The organism is Agrococcus sp. KRD186 (assembly GCF_017168255.1).
In the GTDB taxonomy this organism is placed as follows: domain Bacteria; phylum Actinomycetota; class Actinomycetes; order Actinomycetales; family Microbacteriaceae; genus Agrococcus.
Genome location: NZ_JABFAP010000001.1, coordinates 1,830,366 through 1,849,967 on the forward strand (window position 1 = coordinate 1,830,366; position 19,602 = coordinate 1,849,967).

Annotated in this window: 18 protein-coding genes and 3 tRNA genes; 5 read left to right on the forward strand and 16 right to left on the reverse strand. The window is 70.3% G+C overall.

Features of this window, described 5'->3' with window-relative positions; all coding sequences use genetic code 11:
* The 5 genes from J1M46_RS08775 to J1M46_RS08795 form a co-directional block, all read right to left on the reverse strand.
* The coding region (locus J1M46_RS08775) for an FAD-binding protein (RefSeq protein ID WP_241249069.1) at nt 1–576 on the reverse strand (576 nt) is incomplete at its 3' end.
* Nucleotides 577–587: 11 nt separating this feature from the next.
* On the reverse strand, nt 588–1,037 hold the full coding sequence (locus J1M46_RS08780; protein ID WP_206447460.1) for a MaoC/PaaZ C-terminal domain-containing protein: 450 nt from the start codon (nt 1,035–1,037) through the stop codon (nt 588–590).
* Nucleotides 1,034–1,483, reverse strand: coding sequence for an FAS1-like dehydratase domain-containing protein (locus J1M46_RS08785; protein ID WP_206447461.1), 450 nt, complete (start codon nt 1,481–1,483; stop codon nt 1,034–1,036). The genes J1M46_RS08780 and J1M46_RS08785 overlap by 4 nt, the downstream gene beginning before the upstream one ends.
* Nucleotides 1,484–1,653: 170 nt before the next feature.
* Nucleotides 1,654–1,727: transfer RNA gene (locus J1M46_RS08790), tRNA-Met, on the reverse strand.
* 39 nt (nt 1,728–1,766) lie between these two features.
* Nucleotides 1,767–1,838, reverse strand: a tRNA-Thr gene (locus J1M46_RS08795).
* Between the two features lie 67 nt (nt 1,839–1,905).
* Between J1M46_RS08795 and J1M46_RS08800 the strand changes: the two genes are divergently transcribed.
* Nucleotides 1,906–2,901 carry an epimerase gene (locus J1M46_RS08800; RefSeq protein WP_206447462.1) on the forward strand — a complete coding sequence of 332 codons (996 nt, stop codon included), beginning with the start codon at nt 1,906–1,908 and terminating at the stop codon, nt 2,899–2,901.
* 91 nt (nt 2,902–2,992) lie between these two features.
* Here J1M46_RS08800 and J1M46_RS08805 read toward each other — a convergent pair whose 3' ends face one another.
* The 6 genes from J1M46_RS08805 to J1M46_RS08830 all read right to left on the reverse strand — a co-directional run bounded on the left by J1M46_RS08805 (nt 2,993) and on the right by J1M46_RS08830 (nt 10,604).
* Entirely contained in the window at nt 2,993–4,963 is a 1,971-nt protein-coding gene (locus J1M46_RS08805; protein ID WP_206447463.1) for an alpha-amylase family glycosyl hydrolase, read from the reverse strand.
* A gap of 23 nt (nt 4,964–4,986) precedes the next feature.
* The gene (locus J1M46_RS08810; protein ID WP_206447464.1) at nt 4,987–5,115 is read right to left on the reverse strand and encodes a methionine/alanine import family NSS transporter small subunit; all 129 of its coding nucleotides are present in this window, start codon (nt 5,113–5,115) and stop codon (nt 4,987–4,989) included.
* Nucleotides 5,112–6,644 (reverse strand): sodium-dependent transporter, encoded by a 1,533-nt coding sequence (locus J1M46_RS08815; protein ID WP_206447465.1) that lies wholly within the window; start codon nt 6,642–6,644, stop codon nt 5,112–5,114. The genes J1M46_RS08810 and J1M46_RS08815 overlap by 4 nt, the downstream gene beginning before the upstream one ends.
* 73 nt (nt 6,645–6,717) lie before the next feature.
* Nucleotides 6,718–7,572 carry a sugar ABC transporter permease gene (locus J1M46_RS08820; RefSeq protein ID WP_241249534.1) on the reverse strand — a complete coding sequence of 285 codons (855 nt, stop codon included), beginning with the start codon at nt 7,570–7,572 and terminating at the stop codon, nt 6,718–6,720.
* Nucleotides 7,573–7,643: 71 nt separating this feature from the next.
* Nucleotides 7,644–9,170, reverse strand: a complete 1,527-nt coding sequence (locus J1M46_RS08825; protein ID WP_206447467.1) for an ABC transporter permease subunit — start codon at nt 9,168–9,170, stop codon at nt 7,644–7,646.
* 171 nt (nt 9,171–9,341) lie between these two features.
* On the reverse strand, nt 9,342–10,604 hold the full coding sequence (locus J1M46_RS08830; RefSeq protein ID WP_206447468.1) for a sugar ABC transporter substrate-binding protein: 1,263 nt from the start codon (nt 10,602–10,604) through the stop codon (nt 9,342–9,344).
* A gap of 217 nt (nt 10,605–10,821) precedes the next feature.
* On the opposite strand from J1M46_RS08830, the gene J1M46_RS08835 reads away from it, so the two are divergent.
* Entirely contained in the window at nt 10,822–12,474 is a 1,653-nt protein-coding gene (locus J1M46_RS08835; protein WP_206447469.1) for a glycoside hydrolase family 13 protein, read from the forward strand.
* A gap of 72 nt (nt 12,475–12,546) precedes the next feature.
* Here J1M46_RS08835 and J1M46_RS15790 read toward each other — a convergent pair whose 3' ends face one another.
* Together J1M46_RS15790 and J1M46_RS08845 are read right to left on the reverse strand one after the other, a co-directional pair.
* Nucleotides 12,547–13,668 (reverse strand): peptidoglycan DD-metalloendopeptidase family protein, encoded by a 1,122-nt coding sequence (locus tag J1M46_RS15790; protein WP_206447470.1) that lies wholly within the window; start codon nt 13,666–13,668, stop codon nt 12,547–12,549.
* A gap of 327 nt (nt 13,669–13,995) precedes the next feature.
* Nucleotides 13,996–14,799, reverse strand: coding sequence for an inositol monophosphatase family protein (locus J1M46_RS08845; protein WP_206447471.1), 804 nt, complete (start codon nt 14,797–14,799; stop codon nt 13,996–13,998).
* A 91-nt stretch (nt 14,800–14,890) separates the two neighbouring features.
* On the opposite strand from J1M46_RS08845, the gene J1M46_RS08850 reads away from it, so the two are divergent.
* The 3 genes from J1M46_RS08850 to J1M46_RS08860 all read left to right on the forward strand — a co-directional run bounded on the left by J1M46_RS08850 (nt 14,891) and on the right by J1M46_RS08860 (nt 17,101).
* Nucleotides 14,891–14,972, forward strand: a tRNA-Tyr gene (locus J1M46_RS08850).
* 164 nt (nt 14,973–15,136) lie between these two features.
* Nucleotides 15,137–15,625 carry a YajQ family cyclic di-GMP-binding protein gene (locus J1M46_RS08855; RefSeq protein WP_206447472.1) on the forward strand — a complete coding sequence of 163 codons (489 nt, stop codon included), beginning with the start codon at nt 15,137–15,139 and terminating at the stop codon, nt 15,623–15,625.
* Nucleotides 15,626–15,649: 24 nt separating this feature from the next.
* The gene (locus tag J1M46_RS08860) at nt 15,650–17,101 is read left to right on the forward strand and encodes a phospholipase D-like domain-containing protein (protein ID WP_206447473.1); all 1,452 of its coding nucleotides are present in this window, start codon (nt 15,650–15,652) and stop codon (nt 17,099–17,101) included.
* 6 nt (nt 17,102–17,107) lie between these two features.
* Here the strand turns inward: J1M46_RS08860 and J1M46_RS08865 are convergent, their stop codons facing one another.
* The 3 genes from J1M46_RS08865 to J1M46_RS08875 all read right to left on the reverse strand — a co-directional run bounded on the left by J1M46_RS08865 (nt 17,108) and on the right by J1M46_RS08875 (nt 19,576).
* Nucleotides 17,108–17,368, reverse strand: coding sequence for a lipopolysaccharide assembly protein LapA domain-containing protein (locus J1M46_RS08865; protein WP_206447474.1), 261 nt, complete (start codon nt 17,366–17,368; stop codon nt 17,108–17,110).
* 83 nt (nt 17,369–17,451) lie between these two features.
* Nucleotides 17,452–18,222, reverse strand: coding sequence for a sulfite exporter TauE/SafE family protein (locus tag J1M46_RS08870; RefSeq protein ID WP_206447475.1), 771 nt, complete (start codon nt 18,220–18,222; stop codon nt 17,452–17,454).
* 1 nt (nt 18,223) lies between these two features.
* A complete protein-coding gene (locus J1M46_RS08875; protein WP_206447476.1) occupies nt 18,224–19,576 on the reverse strand; it encodes an FAD-dependent oxidoreductase in 1,353 nt (450 codons plus the stop codon).
* Nucleotides 19,577–19,602: the final 26 nt, after the last annotated feature.

Sequence of the window (19,602 nt, forward strand, 5' to 3'; positions counted from 1 at the left end):
CCGCAGCCCGCCCCGCTTGCGCGCCGAGTCGCGGTAGCCGATCCGCAGCTCGGACGCGGGCACCTCGCGCACGGTGAGGTCGCCGCTGGCCTCGTCGAGCGTGAGCAGCTCGATGCCGAGCAGCGTCGACGCGACCTCCTGCCCGTAGGCGCCGATGTTCTGGATCGGCGCCGCGCCGACCGAGCCGGGGATGCCGCTGAGCGCCTCGAGCCCTGCCAGGCCGTCGGCGACCGTCTGGGCGACCACCGCATCCCACGTCTCCCCCGCCTCGATGCGCAGCACCACGGAGTCGTCGCTCGGCGGCTCCTCGCCCGCCGGGCGGTGCGGCCGCTGCGCGGCAGGAAGGGTGCGGATGCCGCGGGTCGCGACCCGCAGGACCGTCCCGTCGAAGGGCTCGGACGAGGCGACCGTGTTGGAGCCGCCGCCGAGCAGCAGGTGCGGCGTGTAGTCGTCGTCGAGCGCTGCGGCGTAGGTGCTCGCGATCTCGTCGCGCGTGGTCGCCTCCACCCACGTCGCGACCTCGCCGCCGACCCGCATCGTGGTCGCCTCGGCGAGGGTGCGCAGGGCGCTGCTCATCGCGGCATCGCTCATCGGTCGGTCGCGACGACGACCTGCGCCTTGCCGAGCACGGTCTGCTCGCCGGCGGTCACCGTCAGGTCGATGCGCGCGGTGCCCTCGCCCAGCTGCCCGACCTTCGCGAGCACGTGCAGGGTCGCGCCCGCATCGGGGTCGACGACCACGGGGCGGGTGAAGCGCACCTGGTAGTCGAGGATGCGCGCGGGCCCGGCCCAGTCGATCACCGGCTGCACCGCGGCACCCATCGTGAGCATGCCGTGCGCGAGCACGCCGGGCAGGCCGACGGCCGCGGCGACGTCGTCGCGGTAGTGGATGGCGTTGAAGTCGCCGGAGGCGCCGGCGTAGCGCACGAGGCTGTCGCGCGTGACGCGCAGCTCGCGCTCGGCGACCACCTGGCCGACCTCCAGCTGCCCGGGCTCGAATGCCCCCTGCGCGAACCGCGCCGCCTCGGTGCCGCTCATGCCGCCTCCCCCGCCACCACGAGCGACGACGTGGCGGTCACCACGTGCTTGCCCGACGCATCCGTCACCTCGGTCTCGCAGGTGACCATGTCGTTGCCGCCGAGCGAGCGCACGCGCGTCACCGTCAGCTGCGCCGTGAGCTCGTCGCCCGCCACGATCGGGCGGGTGGCGGTGAAGCGCTGGTCGCCGTGCACGATGCGCTCGAGCACGATGCCGGCCTCCGGGTCGTCGAGCAGCTGGTTCCAGGTGAGCTGCTGGATGACGACCGGGAAGGTCGGCGGCGCGATCACGTCGGCGTGGCCGGCGGCGCGCGCGGCCTCGACGTCGAGGTGCTCGGGGTGCGTGGCCTGCACGGCGCGCGCGAACTCGCGCACCTTCTCGCGGCCGACGAGGTAGGGGGCTGTGGGCGGGTACTGCCTGCCCTGGAGCTCGGGGTTCACTGGCACGCGCCCAGCCTAGCGACGCGGCCGGCGGGGCTGAGATGTGCACGCGCGCGGCCACGCCCGGCGCGGAATCGCGCGAGTTGGGCCCACTGCCCGCCGGCTCGCGTGCACATCTCAGCCGGCCAGCGCCGGCAGCGCAGAAGGCCCGACCGAAGCCGGGCCTTCCCTGACGGTAGCGAGGGCGGGGTTCGAACCCGCGACCTCACGATTATGAGTCGTGCGCTCTCACCAACTGAGCTACCCCGCCAGATACGCTCGCCCAAGCACGAAGCATCAAGCAAGCGCGAGCCCCGGGCGAGGATTGAACTCGCGACCCCTTCCTTACCATGGAAGTGCTCTACCACTGAGCTACCGGGGCGAAGCCGTCTAGGCAACCGAACGATCATAGCATCGCGTGGAAGGCCATCGCACCCCGGAGAGGCACCATGACCGACGTCGTCATCGCAGGAGCATCCGGCTTCATCGGCAGCCACCTGAGCGCCGCATTCCGGCGCGAGGGCCGCACCGTGCGCACCATCGGCAGAGGCAGTGCGGCGGATGCGGTGTGGGGCGACGCAGACGGCCTCACCCGGGTGCTCGACGGCGCCGCGCTGCTCGTCAACCTGGCCGGCAAGCCGGTCCATGCGCGCTACGACGACGCCTCCAGGAACGAGATCCTGCGCTCACGCGTGCAGACGACGCGCGAGCTGGGCGAGGCCGTCGCCCGCGCCGCCGCTCCCCCGGCGCTCTGGCTGAATCAGTCGACCGCCACCGCCTACGCGCACTCCACGACGCACGCGCACACGGAGGACGACCCCGCCGGGCAGCAGGGCTTCTCGGAGGACGTCGCGCGCGCCTGGGAGCGCGAGTTCGAGCTCGCCGACGCGCCGGCGACCCGGAAGGCGGTGATGCGCACCACGATCGCACTGGGGCACGACAGCGAGGCGACGCGGCTGCTGTTCCGGCTCGCACGGCTGGGGCTCGGCGGGCCGCAGATCGACGGCTGGTGGTTCCCCCACAACCGCTACCGGGGCCTCGCCGCCGACCGCGGCAGCGGGGAGGCGACGGCGCCCAGCCGCGGGCGCGGCACGCGCGGTCGCCAGCGCTTCTCGTGGATCCACATCGACGACGTCGTGGGCGCCGTGCGGCACATCGAGGCGACGCCCTCGATCGTCGGCCCGGTGAACTTCGCCGCTCCCGAAGCCTCCACGAACGCCGAGCTCATGCGGCTGCTGCGGCAGACGGTCGGCATGCCCATCGGCATCCCGGCACCGCGCTTCGTGCTCGAACCGGCGACCTGGCTGCTGCGCACCGAGAGCGAGCTGCTGCTCAAGAGCCGCTGGGTCGCGCCCGGGAAGCTGCTGGCGAGCGGCTACGCCTTCCAGCAGCCGCGGCTCGACTGGTCGCTGCGCGACATCTGGGCGAGGATGCGCACCCGCTGACCAACAATCTCAACGTGTCAGGTGCGCACTCGCCGCACACGGTGCGGCAAAGCAGCACGTGGCACGTTGAGATCGAGCGGCGGCGCGGTGCTCACTCCTTCTCGAGCGTGTCCTTGCTCCAGGCCGCGGTGAGGGTCGGCGCGGCGGGCTCGCCGTGCGACAGCGCGGCATCCTGGGAAGCGTTCTCGTCCAGCAGCGCCTGCTGCGCGAGCTCTTCGTCGCCGTCGGTGCTGGGCACCTCGACGCCCGGCAGCGCCCACGCCGCGAACGCGGGGCCCGCGCCCGTCAGCCGCAGCCCGCTGTCGCCGAACAGGCTCACGCCGCCGTCGCCGAAGAGCCGCTCGGGCTCCCCCTCGAGCCACACGTCGCCCTCCTCGATGACCACGTCGTGGAAGCCGCGGGCGGCCACGCACAGCACGCTCGACCCGGTGCCCTCGCGCACCCAGACCAGCACCTCCTCGCCCACGTGCAGCCACCGCATCCCCCCGCCCCGCAGGGCAGGCTGGGCCGCCCGCAGCGCGAGCAGCTCGCGGTAGAGCGCGATCGAGCCGGCATGCTCGGCCAGCGACTCCCACGGCATCGGGGTGCGCGAGTCCTCGCCGTTCACGCCCGTCAGACCGAGCTCGTCGCCCGCCCACACGACCGGGATGCCCGGCAGCGACACGGCCATGCCGAGGGCCGCCGGCACCGCGCCCGGCAGCGCGTTGGTGGCGAAGCGCGGGGTGTCGTGCGTGTCGAGCGCGTTCATGTTGTGCAGGCGCGTGCGCCACGGGATGCCCGCGATGAAGCGCTGGTGCTGCGCGTGCAGGTCGACGCCCGTGTACGAGGGGATCACCGAGCGCGCCATGCCGAGCCCGCCGAAGGCCGCGGAGCCGGGCACCGACAGCCAGCCCCACACGGGCCGGGTGAAGTTCGCGTAGGTCATCGCGCCGTGCCACGCGTCGCCCTGGAAGTCATCGGTCGCGTCGTTGGTCGACTCCCCCAGCAGCAGCGTGTCGGGGTTGATGTCGATCATGGTGCGGCGGATGATCTGCCGCACCTCGGCGTTCAGGTCGTCGCCCTCGTAGCGGCCGGTCATGTTCGCCACGTCGATGCGCCAGCCGTCGAACGAGTAGGGCGGCCTCAGCCACCTGCCGACCACCGAGTCGGGCCCCTCGATGAACCGGTCGCGCAGCTCCTGCGAGTTCCAGTTCAGCTTCGGCAGCGAGCCGTGCCCGAGCCAGGCCGCGTAGGTGCCGCCCTCGTGGAAGTAGTAGAAGTCGCGCTCCGGCGCCGCCGCATCCGCCTGCGCCGCCACGAACCACGCGTGCGTGTCGCCTGTGTGGTTGCTGGTGAGGTCGCCGAGCACCTTGAGTCCGCGCGCGTGCGCCGCCTCGACCAGCGAGATGAGCGCCTCGTCGCCGCCCAGCAGCGGGTCCACGTGGTCGAAGGTGGAGGCGTTGTAGCGGTGGTTCGAGTCGCCCGGGAAGACCGGGGTCAGGTACAGCACGGTGGCGCCGAGCTCGACGAGGTGGTCGAGGTGCGCCTCGACGCCGGGCAGGTCGCCGCCGTAGAGCTGCGTCGAGACGCCCGGCCCCGAGCCGATCACCGGCTCGTCCCACTCGGCAACGACTGCCCAGTCGGGGGTCGGATGCGTCGCCGCCTGCTGGGAGCGCGCGAACCGGTCGGGGAAGACCTGGTAGAGCACCGCATCCGTCGCCCACGCCGGGGGCGGCTCATGCGCGACGAGCGCGAAGTCGGCGTCGTCGCGCGACTCGATGCCGTGCACGCCCTCCTGGTTGACCCAGTCGGTGTGGCCCGACTCGTAGTGCACGAGCCAGCGGTAGCGGTGCACCGGGTTCGCGACCCGGATCTCGGCCTCCCACCAGTGGTAGGCGCCGACGGTGCCGATGTGCACGGCCTTGTTGAAGAAGGGCTCGCGGTCGGGGTTCGAGCGCACGAGCACCTCGAGCGGGGTGTCGTGCGCGACGGGGATGCGCAGGCGCACCCTGACGGTCTCGCCGAGGGCGGGCGTCAGGGTCGAGACGTGGAGGGCGGAACCGTCGTGGTGGGGCTGGAGCACCCGACCACGCTAGGACATCCGCGTCACAGGTCGCGCATCGTCTGCTGCGGCTCGCGGCCCTTGAATCGCACGATGTTCACGATCGCCGCCCCCAGACCGCCCCACAGGACGACCATGGCCAGGACCATCATCGCGATGGCGTCGCCGCTCATCGGACCACCTCCTCGTCGTGCTCCGGCGCCTCCATCGGCGTCGCGGGCTTCCATCTGGTCAGCGAGAGCAGCACGCCGGCGACGATCGCGGCGCCGGCCACGCCCCACCCGAACAGCCCGAGCATCCATGCGGGGTAGCCCCCGTAGGGCACCGTGATCGCCGTGATCGTCTCCAGCACGAGCATGATCACGAGCGCGATCGGCGTGATCACCATCACCAGCACCCGCCACCAGGCGCCGAGCCTGATCGAGCCGTAGCGGCTCATGTGCTCGGCGAACCACGGCACCTTGCGCGCGCCCCACGCGATGGCGACCATCGCCACCAGCGCCGCCAGCAGGATGCCGAAGCGGTTGATGAAGTAGTCGGCGATGTCGAGCACGTAGACGCCGCTGGTGGTCGAGAACAGCAGGATGCTGATGAGCGCCAGCGGGATCGTGACGATGAGCGTCGCCTGCACCCGGCCGAGCTCGAGCTTGTCGCGCACGGCCGAGATGACCACCTCGAGGATCGAGATCAGCGACGTGAAGCCGGCGAGCACCAGCGAGACGAAGAACAGCACGCCCAGCAGCGCCCCCAGCGGCGCCTGCGAGATGATCGCCGGGAAGGCGACGAAGGCGAGGCCGATGCCGTCGGCCACCACATCGGCGACGGCGAGGCCCGAGGACTGCGCGAGGAAGCCGAGCGCCGAGAAGACGCCGATGCCGCACAGCAGCTCGAAGCCCGAGTTGGCGAAGCCGACCACGAAGCCGGAGCCGGTCATGTCGACCTTGCGGCCGACGTAGCTGGCGTAGGTGATCATGATGCCGAAGCCGACCGAGAGCGAGAAGAAGATCTGGCCGAAGGCGCTCGCCCACACCGCCGGGTTCGCGAGCGCCGCCCAGTCGGGCTGGAACAGCGTCTGCAGGCCCTCCATGGCACCCGGGAGCATGAGCGCCTGGATGACCAGCGCGATGAAGACGATCAGCAGGATCGGGATGAAGACGACGGATGTCGCACCGACGCCCTTCTGCACGCCGAGGGCCATGATCGCGATGACGACGACCCACATGATCGCCATCGGGATCAGCACCGCAGGCACGAACTGGAGGGTCACGCCCGGGTCGCCGGCCTGCAGGAACTCCTGGAACAGGAACGCCTCCGGGTCGTCGCCCCACGCCTGCGTGAAGGAGAAGCCGGTGTACTGGATCGCCCAGGCCAGGATCGCCGCGTAGTAGACGGCGATGACCACGCAGATGGCGACCTGCCACCAGCCGATCCACTCGAGCTTGCGCGAGATGCGCGCGAACGACAGCGGCGCGGAGCCGCGCCCCGAGTGGCCGACCGCGTAGTCGAGCAGCAGCAGCGGGATGCCCGCCACCAGCAGCGCCACCAGGTAGGGCAGGATGAACGCCCCTCCGCCGCCCTCGTAGGCGACGTACGGGAAGCGCCAGATGTTGCCGAGGCCGACGGCCGAGCCGATCGCCGCCATGATGAAGACGGTCTTGTTCGAGAACCGACCCCGGTCGATCGGTGCCTTGGTGACGGTCATCGCCTGCCTGCTTCCTGCCGCGGTGCTGGTGGGACGGCCCCACTGTGCCACACCGGCGGCGCGCGCGGCGGAACTACTTGACGGCACCGGCGGTGAGCCCGCCGACGATGTACTTCTGCAGATAGAGGAACAGCGCCATCACCGGGATCGCGGCGATCACCGCGCCGGCCGCGAAGATCGGGTAGTTCGAGTTCGTCTCCTCCGAGACGTACCGGAACAGCCCGACCGCGAGCGTGAGCTTGTCGGGGCTGGTCAGTAGCGTCGACGAGATCACGAACTCGCTGGTGGTGCCGATGAACGACAGGAGCCCGACCACGGCAAGGATGGGCGCGACCAGGCGCAGGATGATGGTGAAGAAGATGCGGGCGTGACCGGCGCCGTCGATCTTCGCGGCCTCGTCGATGGAGGCGGGGATGGTGTTGAAGAAGCCGTACATGAGGTACGTGTTCACGCCCAGCGCGCCGCCCAGGTAGACCATGATCAGGCCGATGAGGGAGTCGAGGCCGATGAACGGGAAGATGTCGCTGATGCCGCGCATCAGCAGGTAGATGGCGACCACGGCGAGCAGCTGCGGGAACATCTGCACGAGGATGAGGCTCAGCAGCCCGACGCGACGGCCGGTGAAGCGCATCCGGCTGAACGCGTAGGCGGCCAGCGCGCCGAGGAAGACGGTGCCGACGGATGTCGCTATGCCGACGATCATCGTGTTCATGAACCACGCCGCGTACGGCCGGCGGGGGTCGCTGAAGAGGTCGACGTAGTTCTCGAACGAGAGGTTGCGGAACAGCTCGTTCGAGCCGGTGAGCGTGCCGGTGGGGTTCAGCGATGCGCTCAGCACGTAGATGATCGGGAAGGTCGCGAAGATGACCACCGCGATGCCGATCAGATGGCGCCAGCCGAGCTCGCGCGCCCACTTACGGAAGCTCATCTTGGGCTGGACCACCTTGCGTGGCGCCTGCTCCGGCTCGTCGGTGGCGATGGGATCGATGTCGATGCTCATCAGTTCAGATCCTCCAATGCCTTCGTCTGGCGGAAGGAGATCGCCGAGACGGCGGCCACGATGATGAAGATGATGATCGCGAGCGCGGAGGCCAGGCCGTAGTCGCGCGTGCCCGCCTCGAACGCGGTCTTGTAGACCAGCGTGATCAGCAGATCGGTGTGGCCGACGTTCTCGTCGACCCCTGCCATTCGCGGCCCACCCCTGGTGAGCATGTAGATGATGTTGAAGTTGTTGAAGTTGAAGGCGAACGACGAGATCAGCAGCGGCGCGGTCGAGACCAGCAGCAGCGGGAACTTGATGCGGCCGAAGACCTGGAACCCGTTGGCGCCGTCGACGGTGGCGGCCTCGGTCAGCTCCTCCGGGATCGACTGCAGCGCCCCCATGCAGACCAGGAACATGTAGGGGAAGCCGAGCCAAATGTTCACCAGCAGCACCGAGAACTTGCCCAGCCAGGGCTCGGTGAGCCAGGGGATGTCGGCGGAGCCGAACAGCACCTCGTTGAAGAATCCGAACTCGGTGTTGAACAGGCCGAGCCAGACCAGTGCCGACAGGAACGACGGGAACGCGTACGGGAGGATCGAGAGCACCCGGTAGACCTTCCGCGAGCGCATGCGGGGGTCGTTGAGGGTGAGGGCCAGGAACAGGCCGAGGAAGAACGAGAGCCCGACCGAGAGCACCGCGAAGGCGAAGGTCCAGATCGTCACCCAGATGAGCGCCTCGCCGAACTTCTGATTCTGGAACGGGTAGAGGAAGTTCTCGAAGCCGACGCCGACCTGCCAGCCGGTGCCCAGCACCTGCCCGTCGTCGCTCTGGAACTGCCCCTCGCCCAGGTCGCGGTAGACGGTGCCGCTCACGGTGTCGGTCATCGTGTCGGCGTCCTCGTCGAAGACGTAGGTCGACTGGAAGACGTAGCCGTTCGTCGCATCCGTGGTGCGCAGAAAACCGTCGTTGAGGTCGTCGCTGAGCGGCACCTGCAGCGACGCGATCTCCTGCTGCCGCTGCAGCACGTCCTGCAGCTGCAGGGTGGTCCAGCCATCGACGGCCGTCGCGCGCTGGCCGTCCATCGTGACGGCACCGGGGTCGACGGGCTCGAGCGGCTGCTCGGCGGTGCCGACCAGCACTCGGCCGTCGGGAGCGGTCGCGAGCAGCCCGAGGCCCGGCAGCCCCTCGACGACCTGCACGCGGTAGGCAGGTGAGCCCTCCACGCGCACGGTGTTCTGGGAGATGAGCGCGGCGACCGCGTCATCCTTCGTGGAGTTGTGCCCGTCGCCGTAGTTGGTGAAGGCGATGTACATCGAGTAGCCGATGACGAAGACCTGGAAGAGGGCGAGGAAGATCAGCCCCGGCGTCAGGTACTTCGCCGGCAGCATGCCGGGGTTGAGGTAGATGACGTTGACCAGCAGCGTCGCCAGCGCGACGATCGTGAGCACCAGCCAGTCGCGCTGGAAGAACAGCGCCGTCATCGCGAAGACCGCCACCGCGTCGACGATGGCGAGCAGCAGGATCTTGACGACGAGCACCTTCATGCTCGGCGGCTGATGGTGAATGCCTCGCTTCGGCGCCGTGGGGCGCTCGGCTGCGGACGTCGTCGTCACTCGGTCTCCTCGTAGGCGATCGGACTGCCTGAGCCTCAGGCGGGGTGGGGCAGAGGATCCGGCGGCCGGCCCCGCCAGGAGCCGGCCGCCGGATCATCAGGATCAGCCGTCGAGCGTGCTCTGGATCTTCTCGGCCATCGACGTCCAGGCTGCAGCCGGGTCAGCGGCGTCGCCGCTGATGATCTGCGCCTCGGTCGTGCCCCAGTCGGCCCACAGGGCGTCCATCTCGGGGATGTTCGGCATCGGCACGCCCTCGGCGCCGACGGCGCCGTAGGCGGCGACATCCTCGTTCGACTGCGCAGCCTCGAAGGCCGAGGAGAGCGCGGGCGCGCGCTGACCGGACTCGAAGATGGCCGTCTGCGCCTCGTCGCTGGCGATGTACTCGGTGAGGAACTGCGCCGCGACGATCGGGTTGTTCGCGTACTGCGAGACCATGAAGCCCTGCACACCGACGAACGGGGTGGCGGGCTCGCCACCGGCCGAAGGGATCTCGCTGATCGCGTAGTTCACGCCCGCCTCCTCGAAGGCGGTGAGGTTCCAGGGACCGGTGATCGTGTACGGCGAGGCGCCGTTCGCGAACTGCTCCTTGGCGATGTCCTGCGAGATGTTGAGGTTGATGAGGCCGGATGCGCCCCACTCCGCGAGCGCGCCGGCGAACTCGACGTTGCCCTCGTTGCCGATCTGCAGATCGTCGGGGTTGTAGGAGCCGTCCTCGTTCATGCCGAACACCGGGCCGCCGAACGATGCCTGCATCGGGTACAGGTGGTACGGGTCGGCGTTGTTCGGGTCGATGCCGACCAGCAGCGGGAACTCGGCGTCGCCGGCAGCGACGGCGGCCTCACCGGTGGAGACCAGCTCGTCCCACGTGGCCGGCGCCTCGGGCGCGAGGTCGGTGTTGCGCACCAGCGCGATGTTCTCGATCGACACGGGCACGCCGTAGACGGCACCGTTGTAGGTCATGGCCTGGATCGAGACGTCCTCGAAGTCGCCGGCGATGTCGCCGAGCTCGACCGGGGCGATGACACCGTTCTGCACGAGCTTGCCGATCCAGTCGTGCGCGCCCACGACGACGTCGGGGCCCTCGCCGGAGGGGGCCTGGGTCGTCAGATCGTCGCGGATCGCGCCGAAGTCCTTCACGATCACCTCGACGGTGGTGCCCGTCTCCTCCTCGAACGTCGCGACGACGTCCTCGAGCGCATCCGCGCGGTTCTGGTCCATCCAGATGACGAGCTCGCCACCCGCCTGGGGCGCCTCGGACTCGCCGCCGCCCTCCGTGGGTGCGGGCGTGCCGCCGCCCGAGCATGCCGCGAGCGTGAGCGCGAGTGCGCCGACGCCGACCGCCTTCATGAGGCTGCTGTGCTTCATGGTGCCTTCCTCCAGCTGTAGGGGCGCCTCCCCCGACGGGCGTCGGCGGCAAGGCCCGGCTCATAGTGGCCGCAGGGCGCATGCACGCGCAAGTCCCCGCACCCTCGCGGCGGCAATCGTTGGCAAGTCGTGACAATCGAGCGGCTCGGCGGCGCGTGGCGCGCGGGACGCACCGTGCCCTCGTGCGCGAGCCGACGCATCCGCATAGCCTGGGCGCATGACTGATCCTTCGAAGCAGCCCGTCGCGCCTGCGAGCACCAGCGCCCCCGGCGCCGAGTGGTGGCGCTCCGCCGTCATCTACCAGATCTATCCGCGCTCCTTCGCCGACGCCTCCGGCGACGGCATCGGCGACCTGGCCGGCATCGCCTCGCGCCTGCCGCAGGTGGCCGAGCTGGGCGTCGACGCCATCTGGCTCAGCCCCTTCTACCGCTCGCCGCAGAAGGACGCCGGCTACGACGTGGCCGACTACCGCGACGTCGACCCGCTCTTCGGCACGCTCGACGACTTCGACCGGATGCTCGAGACGGCGCACGCACTCGGCCTGCGGGTGATCGTCGACCTGGTGCCGAACCACTCCTCCGATCAGCACGAGTGGTTCAAGGAAGCCCTGGCGGCCGGCAAGGGCAGCGACGCCAGGAAGCGCTACATATTCCGTGAGGGCAAGGGCTCTGCGGGCGAGCAGCCGCCGAACAACTGGCAGAGCGTCTTCGGCGGGCCCGCCTGGACGCGCGTGCCGGACGGCGAGTGGTACCTGCACCTGTTCGACTCCTCGCAGCCCGACTTCGACTGGAACCACCCGGAGGTCGGCGACATGTTCGTCGACGTGCTGCGCTTCTGGCTCGACCGCGGTGTCGACGGCTTCCGCGTCGACGTCGCCCACGGCAACGCGAAGGCCGAGGGGCTGCCCGACATCGACGAGGAGATGGTGGCCGCCGGCTCGATGGACTCGCCGTACTTCGGCCAGGAGCACGTGCACGAGATCTACCGCCGCTGGCACGAGGTGCTCGAGGAGTACGAAGGCGACCGGGTGCTGTGCGCTGAGGCATGGGTGCAGCCGCTCGAGAAGATGGCCCGCTTCGTGCGGCCCGACGAGATGCACCAGGCGTTCAACTTCGTCTACCTCGAGACGCCGTGGAACGCGAAGCAGCTGCGGCAGGTGATCGACGAGTCGATCGAGGCCTTCGGCGCCGTCGGCGCTCCCCCGACCTGGGTGCTCTCGAACCACGACACCATCCGGCACCGCACCCGCCTGGCACTGGTGCCGCCGCCGCCCCACGGCGCCGGCATCGGGCCGACGTCCGAGTCGAAGGCCGACCCGACGGTGTCGCTGCGGCGCGGCCGCGCGGCGACCGCCCTCATGCTCGCGCTGCCCGGCGGCGCCTACGTCTACCAGGGCGAGGAGCTCGGCCTGCCGGAGGTGACGGCGATCGAGCCCGAGCAGCGGCAGGACCCGACCTTCCACCGCACCGACGGCGAGCTGTGGGGTCGCGACGGCTGCCGCGTGCCGATCCCCTGGGAGTCGGACGCGCCGGCCTACGGCTTCAGCAGCACCGGCGAGAGTTGGCTGCCGCAGCCGCCCGAGTGGGCGGCGCTCGCACGCGACGCGCAGGCGGATGTCGCCGGCTCGACGCTCGAGATGTACAGCCTCGCGCTGCGGCTGCGTCGCGAGCTCGGCCTCGGCACGGGCGAGCTGGAGTGGCTGGATGTGGGCCCGACCGCGCTGGCCTTCCGCAATGGCACCGTGACCGTGGTCGCGAACCTCGGGCACGACGCGGTGGATGTGCCGCGCGGCGAGATACTGCTCACCTCGTCGCCGCTGGATGCGGCCTCGCTCGCCGCCGACGAGGTGGTCTGGGTCAGGACGAGCTAGCCCTATCGTCGCGAAGAAGCCCGGCCGAGCGGCCGGGCTTCTTCGCGTCTGAGGTCTCGGGGTGCTGGCGGCTCAGCGGTACTCGAGGTTCATGTCGCGCGACTGCAGCCAGAGCATCGGGTCGAACGAGACGTAGTCGGAGTTCTTGAGCTCGAGGTGCAGGTGGGGGCCCGTCGAGCGGCCGGAGTTGCCGACCTGGCCGATGATGTCGGAGATGTCGACGACCTGGCCGACCTCGACGTTGATCGAGCCGGGCAGCATGTGCGCGTACCAGGACTGCACGAACTCGCCGTCGATGTTGTGGTCGATGAAGACGGCGTAGCCGCCGCCGCCGGGGTTGTTGCCCTGCCAGACCGCCGAGACGACGCCGTTGGCGATCGGGCGCACGTCGGTGCCGATGCCCGGCGTCAGGTCACTGCCGCCGTGGAAGCCGCCCGGCCGGTAGCCGAACTGGCTCGACATGGGCACCTGGTCCATGGTCGGGAACGGCGTCTGCACGAAGCCCGTGTCGAGCATCTGCCACACCTGCGGGAGGGCCGGTTCGCCCGTGTACGAGGCACCGGGGGTCTCGCTGTCGGCGACCGCCTGGTAGGCCGCCCGCTCGCCCTCGGACATGCGGGCCGCGGCGACCTGGTCGTTGACCGTGATGTCGTCGCGCGCGAAGTAGCTGGTGGTCTCGGTGGAGACGCTCTCGAGCGTCTGCAGATCGTGGATCTGCGCGACCTCGGGGTCGAGGCCCGCGGTGGGCTGCACGGCCTGCGCGGGCAGCGACGTGACGACGACGAGCGAGCCGATGAACAGCAGCGCGCCGCCGGCGGTGATCTTCTGCGCGATGCGCCGCACGCTGCGGGCGGGCCTCGAGGGCGGCGCAATCGGCAGCTGCCGCACCACGCGGGGCACGAACGGACGAGCGGGGCGGACGCCGGGCACGCTGTCGCCGCCGTTGCCGAGCGAGGGCGCGTCGACGGTGATGATCGGGGCCGTGTAGGTCTGCTCGGCGATGCTGACCGTCAGGTCGCGGGCGACGCGCGTCGCCGCCTCCCGCATCGCGCGGCGGCTCGTGTACAGCGGCGCCGAACCCTGCACGACGGTGACCCGCTCGGTTGCGCGCGCCTCGCTTGCGGTGAGCGCGATCGCGTCGGCGGCACGCTCACGATCGCGCAGCTCCCGGCGAGTGGGGATCGGTGCGTTCACGGGTCGCGCGGCGTCCACAGCAGACGAGCGCAGTGCTCGTCGGGTGGGGTGGGTCACGCTTCGGCCGTCCTGCAGATCTGGGTGCAATGGGGCCGGGCAGCGCTCCAACGGGCGACTGGCGGCCTTGCCGTGTTCGATATTCGCATGAACGGCCAGTCAGGTGCAAAGGACGCGCTGGGGGCGCGCACTTCGCGACGTCCGACCGTCAATGGCAACGGAATGAGAACGGCGTGGCAAGGGATGCGGCTCGCGCGCAGTCGGCGGTGGCGTCGGGCGCGACGCCCGTGATGGCCCGTGATGGCCCGCGACGGCCCGCGACGGGGTCGGCTACACCTCGTGCGGGCGCAGCGGCGCGAGCAGCGCTGCCAGCTCGTCGGCGAGTGCGGGAGCCGCGGCGAGCAGGAAGTCGCTGCTGGCGGGAGCGCCCTCCCAGCCGCGCACGTGACCGCCGGCCTCCTCCACCAGCAGCGCGCCGGCGGCCATGTCCCAAGGCTGCAGGCCGCGCTCGAAGTAGCCGTTCAGCCTGCCGCTGGCGACGAAGGCGAGATCGAGCGCCGCGGAGCCGATGCGGCGGATGTCGCGCACCGAGCCGATCAGCCCCTGCACCACGGCGGCCTGCCGCTCACGGCGGTGCGCGTCGTACCCGAACCCCGTGCCCACCAGTGCGACCTCGGCGGGCACCGCATCCGCCACCCTGATCTCTCGTCCGTCCTGCTTGGCGCCGGCGCCGCGCTGCGCCTCGTACAGCGAGCCGGTCGCGGCGTCGACGACCGCGCCCGAGATGGCATGCCAGGTCTTCGGGTCGGGATCGCCCTCCACCAGCGCGATCGAGACCGCGTAGGCGGGGATGTCGTAGAGGTAGTTGACGGTGCCGTCGATCGGGTCGATCACCCAGGTGAGCCCTGAGGTGCCGGCGATGCTCGTGCCCTCCTCGCCGAGGATGCCGTCGTCGGGACGGGCGGCGCGGATGCGGTCGACCACCAGGCGCTCGACCTCGCGGTCGGCCTCGGTGACGATGTCGACCAGGCTCGACTTGCTGGCGGCGATCGTCACGCCGGCCTCGCGGCGGCTCCTGGCGAGGGTGGCGGCGTCGACGGCGAGGCCGACGAGCAGGTCGTGGAGCTCGCTCATGCCTCGAATCTACCGCCGCCCCCCCCCTGCCGCCGAGGTCGTCGGGCCGCCCGGCAGCCATGTATGCTGGACGGCGGCCTTGTCTGGCCATGGCGAGTTACCCAAGCGGCCAAAGGGATCTGACTGTAAATCAGACGGCTCAGCCTTCGGGGGTTCGAATCCCTCACTCGCCACGATCCGAAGCCCCGCCATCGAGCGGGGCTTCGTCGTTCGCGCAGCGGCCGCGTTCCCGGACCCGTTCCGGATCCTGGGACCCGCTCGAACGGGACCCCGGATCCCGGAGGGGTCCAGCACCCGGAGATCCGCGGCTCGCGGCGAGGATGCGTAGGATCGGGGCATGGCAGATTCCTCGTTCGATGTGGTCAGCAAGGTCGACAAGATGGAGGCGGAGAACGCCGTCAATCAGGCGCGCAAGGAGGTCGAGCAGCGCTACGACTTCAAGGGCGTCGGTGCCGACGTCTCCTGGAGCGGTGACAAGGTGCTGCTGAAGGCGACCTCCGAGGAGCGCGTGAAGGCGGTGCTCGACGTCGTGCAGACGAAGTTCATCAAGCGCGGCATCGAGCTCAAGATGCTCGAGCAGGGCGACCCCTATCCCTCCGGCAAGGAGTTCCGCATCGAGATCGCCCTGAAGGACGGCATCTCGACCGAGGACGGCAAGAAGGTCACGAAGCTCATCCGCGAGCAGGGGCCGAAGTCGGTCAAGAGCCAGATCCAGGGCGACGAGGTGCGGGTGAGCTCGAAGAGCCGCGACGACCTGCAGGCGACGATCGCGCTGCTCAAGGGCGCCGACTTCGACATCGACCTGCAGTTCCTCAACTTCCGCTGAGCAGGGCGTGCCCGTCGTGACCCCGTGGAGCTGACCCTCACCCAGGCGCTCACCGCGCTCTACGTCGTGGTCGACGTCGCGCTGCGGCTCGCCGCGCTCGTCGTCGTGCCCTACAACCGCCGGCCGGCCTCGGCCATCGCCTGGCTGCTGATCATCATGGTGCAGCCGATCGCCGGCTGGATCGTGTTCGGCACGCTCGGCAACAACCGGCTGCCCAAGGGCCGCCGCACCAAGATGTCGGCCATCCAGGAGCTCATCGGCGAGAGCACCCTCGACATCGACGACGTCGAGCCGCAGCCCGTCAGCCCCGAGTGGCTGCCCGGCATCGTGGCGCTCAACCGCACGCTCTCATCGATGCCGCACGTCGGGCCGACCGAGGCCGTCGTGTGGGGCGAGTTCGACTCGCAGCTCGACGCCATGGCCCGTCGCATCGACGAGGCCGAGCGCTTCGTGCACGTGGAGTTCTACCTGCTCGTCGCCTCCGAGCGCACCGAGGTCTTCTTCGCCGCACTGGAGCGGGCGACTGCCCGCGGCGTGACCGTGCGCGTGCTCGTCGACCACCTGACGAGCGCGCGCTACCCGCGCCGCAAGGAGACCGTCGCGAGGCTCGAGGCGATGGGCGCCGAGCTGCGCGACATGCTGCCGCTGCGGCCCTGGCGCGGCCAGTGGCAGCGGCCCGACCTGCGCAACCACCGCAAGCTCGTCGTCATCGACGGCCGCGTCGGCTTCACCGGCTCGCTCAACCTCATCGACCCCTCCTACCTGTGGCGCAAGAACATCCGCCGCGGCCTGCAGTGGCGCGACACCTGGGTCGAGTTCACCGGCCAGCCCGTGCGCGCGCTCGGCGTGCTCTTCTGGTCGGACTGGTGGGCCGAGACGAACGAGCTGGTGGAGCTCGCCACCGAGACGCCCGAGACCCACGGCGACCTCAACGCATCCGTCGTGCCCTCAGGCCCCGGCTTCGAGGGCGAGATCAACCTGCGCATCTTCCTCGAGCTCGTGCACGCGGCCGAGCGGCGCATCACGATCGTCAGCCCCTACTTCGTGCCGGACGAGGCGATGCGCTACGCGATCACCTCTGCGGCCATGCGCGGCATCGAGGTGGAGCTGTTCGCGAGCGAGATCGGCGACCAGTTCTGGACCTACCACGCGCAACGCTCGTACTACGAGGAGCTGCTGCGGGCGGGCGTGAAGATCACCCTGTTCGCCAAGCCCACCGTGCTGCACTCGAAGTTCATGACCTTCGACGAGCACGTCTCGGTGATCGGCTCGTCGAACATCGACATGCGCTCGTTCGGTCTGAACTTCGAGGTGTCGATGCTCATCGAGGGCGCGTCGATGGTCGCGCAGCTGCAGGGCATGGCGGATGGGTACCGGCGGCAGTCGTCGCAGCTCACGTTGGAGTCGTGGATGGCACGGCCCCGCATCGCGCAGGCGTTCGACAGCATCGCGCGCCTGACCTCGGCGCTGCAGTAGCCGCGTTCACCGACGGCGGTTGCGGGCCGCTCTGTTGCGCGCGAACATCCAGCCGACGATCGCGCCGATGAGGACGAGGATGACGACCAGGAGCCAGGTCGGGAGCGAGATCTGGGCCCAGAGGACCGCGACGGTCGCGGTGCCGGTCACGAGGCCGTTCTGAATCACCACGAAGACGACGAGCGCCACCAGGATGATCGCGAGCCATTTGCGCTTGAGCCAGAGCAAGAACCGGTTCTCGGTCGTGCCCGCTTGTTCGGTCGACATGTCGGTCCTTCCGATGGATCATCAAAGACTGGGTTGCGAGATCGAGTATCGCAGGCGCAGCGGTCGAGGCGGCGCTGGAGCGCTCACGTCAGCAGCATCGTCAGCGCCACGCCGAGCGCGAAGGCGATCACGACGACGCGCAGCACCCAGCTCGGCACGCGGCGCGAGAGCCAGCCGCCCGCAAACCCGCCGACGAGCGAGGCCGCCAGCATGAGCAGCACGACGCCCCAGTGCACCAGCGGCGAGAACGCCAGGATGACGGCGCCCGTGCCGTTGATGACGCCGGCCACGATGTTCTTCAGCGCGTTGTGGTGCTGCAGCGAGTCGTGGATGAGCAGGCCGAGCATCGCGAGCATCATGACGCCGATGCCGGCGCCGAAGTAGGAGCCGTAGATGCCGATCAGCACGAACGAGACCTTGGTCGGCCACCCGCCGGTGGACTCGGTGTCGAAGCCGTCGGCGGGATCGCGCTTCAGCCGCTTCGCGACCAGCGGCTGCACGGCGAACAGCGCAGCCGCCGCGAGCACGAGCCACGGCACGATCTCGGTGAAGGCGTCGGAGGGGGTCAGCAGCAGCAGCACCGCGCCGAGCGCCCCGCCGATGGCGGCGAAGGGCGCATTCACGATGAACCGGCGTCGCTGGCGGCGCAGCTCGGCGCGGTAGCTCCAGGCGCCGCCGAGCGTGCCGAAGAGCATGCCGATGGACGACGTCATGTTGGCCGCGAGCGGGCTCATGCCGGCGGCGAGCATCGCCGGGAAGGTGATGAGCGTGCCGCCGCCGGCCGCCGCGTTGATCGCGCCGCCGCCCACCGCGGCGAGGGCGATCAGCAGGTAGCCGCCGAGCTCGAGCTCCAAGTCAGCGCTGGTCGCGGGAGACGGCGATCATCTCGTCGCGCGGCACGACCTTGATGCGCTCGCGGCCGTGCGGCTCGCCGAGCGCCTTCTCATGGTCGTCGAGGCGGATCCAGCCGGCGATGTCGGTCCACGCCACCGCACGCTCCGCGAGCAGCGCCGGCACCGCATCCGCGTCGTAGTCCTCGGGGCTCCACCATGAGTGCTCGTCGCCGAGCAGCTGCTCGACCGTCTCTTTCGCGTCGGACTTCGTGTGCCCGATGAGGCCCACCGGGCCGCGCTTGATCCAGCCCGTCGCGTACATGCCCGGCACCGGGCGCGAGCCGTCCTGCACCCGGCCGGCGATGTTCGGGATGACGCCGCGGCGCTCGTCGAAGGGCACGTCGTGCAGGGGCGAGGAGAAGTAGCCGACGGCGCGGTAGATCGCCTGCACCGGGATCTCCCGGTACTCGCCCGTGCCCTCGAGCCCCTCCTCGGTCGGCCGTGTGCGCTCGACGCGCAGCGCCTCGACCCTGCCGTCGCCGAGCACCGCGTCGGGGCGCGACCAGAAGTGCAGGTGCAGGCGCCGGCTGGCCTGACCCGTCTCGCGCTGCCGCCACTGCTCGAGCACGCGTGAGATGACGAGGATCTGCTTGTTCTGCTTGAGCGTCTCCTCGTCGGGGTCGACGCCGAAGTCCTCGTCGTGCAGGATCATGTCGACGTCGCGCAGCTCGCCCAGCTCGCGCAGCTCGAGCGGCGTGAACTTGACGCTCAGCGGGCCGCGGCGGCCGAACACGTGCACGTCGGTGACCGGGGATGCCCCCAGGCCCTCGACGACGTTGTCGGGCACCTCGGTGGGCAGCAGATCCTCCGGGTGCTTCGCGAGCATGCGCGCCACGTCGAGCGCGACGTTGCCGTTGCCGATCACGGCGATCTCCTTGGCCTCCAGCGGCCACTCGCGCGGCACATCGGGGTGGCCGTCGTACCAGGAGACGAAGTCAGCGGCGCCGTAGGAGCCGTGCAGGTCGATGCCGTCGATCTCGAGCGGCGCGTCCTTCGTGGCGCCGGTGGCGAAGATGACGCCGTGGTAGAGCCGCTGCAGGTCCTCGACCGTGATGTCCTGCCCGAAGCGCACGTTGCCGAACAGCCGCACGGTGCCCGACTCGAGCACCTCGCGCAGCGCCGCGATGATGCCCTTGATGCGCGGGTGGTCGGGGGCGACGCCGTAGCGCACGAGCCCGTAGGGCGCGGGCAGCTGTTCGAACAGGTCGATGAACGTCTCGCGGCCGTGCTCGGCGGCGGCCTTCTTCAGGATGTCGGCGGCGTAGATGCCGGCGGGGCCGGCGCCGACCACGGCGATGCGGAGCGGTGCGCTCACGGTTCTCCTTCAGCGTGCGTGGCGGC